4 protein-coding genes are annotated in these 4,532 nt (G+C 61.8%); 1 reads left to right on the forward strand and 3 read right to left on the reverse strand.

The window, feature by feature from the left end; translation table 11 throughout:
• Nucleotides 1–237: 237 nt before the first annotated feature.
• From G0D83_RS29515 to G0D83_RS29525, 3 genes are all read right to left on the reverse strand, one after another.
• Entirely contained in the window at nt 238–1,368 is a 1,131-nt protein-coding gene (locus G0D83_RS29515; protein ID WP_164198138.1) for an IS110 family transposase, read from the reverse strand.
• Nucleotides 1,369–1,985: 617 nt separating this feature from the next.
• The gene (locus G0D83_RS29520; protein ID WP_203595682.1) at nt 1,986–2,681 is read right to left on the reverse strand and encodes a PAS domain S-box protein; all 696 of its coding nucleotides are present in this window, start codon (nt 2,679–2,681) and stop codon (nt 1,986–1,988) included.
• Between the two features lie 130 nt (nt 2,682–2,811).
• Nucleotides 2,812–3,006, reverse strand: coding sequence for a hypothetical protein (locus G0D83_RS29525; RefSeq protein WP_164198143.1), 195 nt, complete (start codon nt 3,004–3,006; stop codon nt 2,812–2,814).
• Nucleotides 3,007–3,288: 282 nt separating this feature from the next.
• Here G0D83_RS29525 and G0D83_RS29530 point away from each other — a divergent pair, with 282 nt between their 5' ends.
• On the forward strand, nt 3,289–3,894 hold the full coding sequence (locus tag G0D83_RS29530) for a hypothetical protein (protein ID WP_164198145.1): 606 nt from the start codon (nt 3,289–3,291) through the stop codon (nt 3,892–3,894).
• Nucleotides 3,895–4,532 lie beyond the last annotated feature (638 nt).

Raw genomic sequence — 4,532 nt, forward strand, 5'->3', positions numbered from 1 at the left:
CCGGCGGTGCCGGGCGCTGCGTGTTGTAGATGCGCAAGGCTGGGGACGGAACTGAGACGACGGTTGAGCAAGCTCTCATGCGCGGGTTGGTTACCGCATGACCGTGGTTTCGTCCTGGGGCTGCCTCGGTCTAAAGAGCGAGCGTCGGCAATGCCGGCTCATAACAGGGCACGAGGATTCCCCACCGCGTTCCGCCCCCGGCCTTGCGCATCAGCGGGCCGAAGAAGCGTCCCTTTTCTAGGCGCGCTGTCCGGCTGTGCTGGCCGGGACTGCCGTCACCATCCGTGCGATGGCCCATATGAAGCCGACCATCTCGCGGGCGATGGCTGTTGTAACGACCACCTTTGGTTTCCCGACCGCGGCCAGGCGGCGATACCGCTGGCACATCCGCAACTGCCCTTTCCAGGCGATGTCGCGCACGGCCGCCGGCAACGCCTCGAGCCGGTCGTGTAGCTTGCGGCTGACCCGCGGCTGCATGCGGTAGCTCCAGGCGCCTTCGATCAGCGCCCGCCGTGCGAGTCCGCTGCCCGCCTTGGTTATCCCGCCGCGGCGCACTGTGACACCACTGGAACGCTCCGAGGGTGTGAGACCGAGATAGGCCATCAGCTGACGCGGATTGCCGAACCGGTTGAAGTCCCCCACTTCGGCCACGACGGTGACGGCGACAATGAATGCAACACCGCGCATGGCCTGGACCGCCTCTACCACGGGCGCGAGGTCCCAGTCTGGCAGCAGCTCGGCAATCTGCCCGGTCAGCTTCGCGACCCGCGCCTCGGCATCGCTGACCGCATCCACATAATCCTGGAACACGATCTGCTGCGCGGGGTGGTCAAAGCGCACCGTCGTCAGCCAGCGCCTGTAAGCGACCGTCCAGCCCTTCTTCCCGGGATAGACGCGGCTGTGGCGCAACAGGAAGCCCTGCAGGTGTTGTCGCGCCTTGCCGGTGACGCGCATCGCTGTCGCGCGGGCGCGCACCAAGTCGCGCATGGCCTCATGCGCCGCATCCGGAACCCAGACCGCGGTCAGCTCGCCCGCTCGGTGCAGCTTCGCCAGCATGACGGCATCGCGGCGGTCCGTCTTCACCCGGTCTCCGCTTCTGACCGGTATCAGCGAGGGTGCCACCACAACGCAGTCATGCCCCATCTCGACGAGCTGCCGATGCAGACCATAGCCACAGGGGCCGGCTTCGTAGCAAAAGTGAAGATTGCGGCCGCCGGATCCCAGCTTCTCGACAAGCTTTCGAACATGGTCGGCGCGGTGCGGGATGGTGCCGAGGTGGCGGACCTCGCCGCCTCGAACGCCCTCGGCAACCGCCACCGAAATCGTTGCCTTGTGGACATCCAGCCCGATGAACGTGCTATCCTGCATCTGGTCTCTCCCCCATTCCTGAGGCTCGGCACCGGGTCATCCGGAGCAACCCTCGCATGCAGAATGCCGTGGGAGAGACCGCCGACCTAATCACCTTGCAACGCGATCATGGGGTCTAGAGCGTCTCGGCCAAGTGGTTGTTGAGGTATTTTGGTCATGGACTCTAGGAACGACCCCGAGCCGCCCCGCAACTTCGCCATTGTCGCGGTTTCGGCTGACAAATCTTTGCAACAGCGAGAGGACGTCGACGCACTGCCCCGCCGCGCTTGAATGCCGTCACGACGAAGGTACGCTGGCTTAACCGAGGCTAGTCGCAGTGAACCGCGGCGTTGAGACCCATGGTGATTTCGGCGCTCACAGTGTCGGGCGTGACGTCTCGCCTGAAAGTCCCCCCAAGCGTGGAGAGCATGCGCGTACACATGCGGGTTCCGAAACCGTCTTCGGGGCCCGGACGAGGGATTGCCTCGAAGCATCCCCTTTCCAGCCAGTTGATCTCGAGCCTGTCCCCATTGATCCGGGAATGCACGGTAAACGTGCCGCCGTCCTGCCCAAGCGCGCCATATTTGACCGAGTTGGTGCAAAGCTCGTAGAACACGAATGCGAGGGGCGTCAGGGCTCTATCCTGACAGAGTAACGTCAGCGCCTTGTAGAGCTAAGGGGTTGGCTCGGAAAGGTTTGACGACTATGCCCACCAACTCGCTGAGCGAAACGCCTGAGCGCATCGGCACGAGGGGATCGCTGACGGCAAGGGACTGTGCCGAAGAGAGTGCCAGCAGCCGATCCTTCATCACCGCTGCGAGCTCCTGTGCCGTGTCGACCTCACGTGCACAGACGCTGATCAAGCCGCTGGCGATAGCGAAGCTATTGCCAACCCGATGCCGCATCTCGGCCAGAAGGACGCGTTGCTGCTCTTCGACCTGCTTTCGCAGGCTGATGTCTCGTGCAATCTTCGAGGCCGCGACGATGTTTCCAGCCGCGTCCTTGACGGGAGAGATGGTGAGAGACAGGTCGACGAGGCTTCCGTCCTTGCGGCGTCGGACCGTCTCGAAGTGCTCAATCCGCTCGCCGAGTTTCAGGCGCCGGATGATGTCAACCTCTTCGTGCAAGCGGTCTTCGGGGATGATCATCGTGATGGGCCGACCGACTGCTTCGCCCGCGGCATAGCCAAAGAGGCGCTCCGCGCTTGGATTCCAGCTCATGATGCGACCATCGAGAGTCTTGGTGATGATGGCATCGTGGGAGCCCTCGACGATCGCGGCGAGATGGCTTTCGAGGGCGCCTTCGAGCTGCGGGATGCTTGTCTGTTGCTTCATCGTCCCGGCATGACCCTGACTTTGATCTTGGGTGCACATGTTTCATTCACGCCCAAATCTTGGACCAGGGTAGGTTTTGCTCCAAGTGGAAAATCTTGGTGACATTCCAAGCAGGTGACGGGCATCCTGGTCAAGTCTGCTCTACCTCCGGGTCCTCCTCAATGTGGAATGCGGGGTCGGTCTCAAGGCGGAGTGTGCCGTAGCGGTCGCGTCTGAAGTTGCCGAGACTGGTCACGACATGATTTTCGGCCCTCTCTGTTTCCGAGATGTGCGCACCGTGCCAGACATGCCGTTTCGGGCCGCAGACATTGACAAAATCACCCATCGGGACGTGTCCTCAAGTCGTGCCGCGGGAATCTGCAGGCGGCAAAGGGATTGCTTCACCGTCACGGTTGCCATTCATCATGCCGCTGGACTTCGCCAGAGCGATGGTGCGACAGTGTTGGGGCCGCGGCAATTGGCCGAGTCCGTATCGGTGCCGCTGTTGCGGTCAGCATTTCTATAATCTTTGCGCTGCACCGCAGCAATGACACGAAAAATGTTTCTCAGGTACTTATTTGACATCCTCCGAAAGCCGCTTGCCTGGTTGCGGAGATATCCAGCTTCCATGGGTATGGGAACTTCGGAACTCGTCACGACCGGCCGCCTGACGGAAGTGAACACCACTCAATTGCGCGCCTCTCACGCGCACCCGGACGCGGCCTCGGAACAGATCTCTGCGCAGGTGATTGAGTCTCAGGGCGGGGAAGGCGCCTCCCGAGTTGGTCTGGTCGTCGGCGACTCCGATCGCGCCCATCCCAGAGCGGAGTCGCCAAGTCAGGAGGCGTCCGGGGCCTCCTTCAATGACCCTGAAGCGACGCAGCGGGCTTGGCGCCGGGACCTCGCTATCGTCGATGGCATGGATGTGATGTGCTGGGAGGGTGGGCCCCCAAATCTGGAGGCCCTGCGCACCGTGATCGATATGCTGCAGGCGCGGCGGGTCACGCCGCATATCGTTCTGGCCCATGACGCCTGCCGCACGTCGTTGGGCGAAGAGGGTGATCTCCGCGCATTCCGTCGGCGTCTGGACCGTGACGTGAATATCGACATCTGCCCTTCGGACAAGTCGGTCGCGGCGTGGGTGATCGAGCTGGCGGGCGATTTGGAAGCGCCGATTGTGTCGCACGATCCTTCCCAAGCTTGGCCAAACGCTCGCGATTTTTCACGGCTATAGGCTATGCCGTAAAATCGCAATGAACGTGCGCCTACCTACTCCACTTGGGGCCTGAGAAGAGCTGCACCAGAGGTATCAACCCTAAACCGATACCCTCAGTTCCACCGCGTTGGTGCGTGCACCACGTTGCGCGCCGGATTGCCATTATGCGACCGATAATTCGGCAAAAAATAGCGTCTTCGGCCTACGCGCGACAAAAAGGATCGGGCTGACGGTATTTGGCGGCGGGTCTGTGGGGGCCAGTTCGTTCAACGAGTTTGGAGACGCGAAAATTCTCGCAGCCGGCGGCGTCGGTCTGCGCTATCGGCTTTCGCATAAGTTTCCTCTGGACTTCTCCGTCGACGGCGCCTGGAACGTAGACGGAGAATTCTCGACATACGTCTATGTTGGGCAGAGGTTCTGAACCGGCCGGTGCCACCAATAGGGGTGGTTCAGTGCGTCATGAGAAACTCCGATAAGGTGGTTTCCCATCGCCTTCATCCTTCTCCTGAGCCGTTCGCTATCTGCGATTCATCCCCGCAGGATCCTCTGCATGTCGCGCTCGTAGCAAACGGCAGCAAAGTCGGAGGTTTTTCGATGTGGGCCGCGGGGTGATGGCGGTATTCTGCGCGATGGCGGCCCACGTTGGAAAACCTGAC

Origin of the sequence: Salipiger sp. PrR003 (assembly GCF_010500785.1) — a bacterium.
Taxonomy (GTDB): domain Bacteria; phylum Pseudomonadota; class Alphaproteobacteria; order Rhodobacterales; family Rhodobacteraceae; genus Salipiger; species Salipiger pacificus_A.

Bases quoted from the DNA above. Each gene is read 5' to 3' on its own strand.
- G0D83_RS29515 (WP_164198138.1), bottom strand. From the start codon at position 1,368: ATGCAGGATAGCACGTTCATCGGGCTGGATGTCCACAAGGCAACGATT.
- G0D83_RS29520 (WP_203595682.1), bottom strand. From the start codon at position 2,681: ATGAAGCAACAGACAAGCATCCCGCAGCTCGAAGGCGCCCTCGAAAGC.
- G0D83_RS29525 (WP_164198143.1), bottom strand. From the start codon at position 3,006: ATGGGTGATTTTGTCAATGTCTGCGGCCCGAAACGGCATGTCTGGCAC.
- G0D83_RS29530 (WP_164198145.1), top strand. From the start codon at position 3,289: ATGGGTATGGGAACTTCGGAACTCGTCACGACCGGCCGCCTGACGGAA.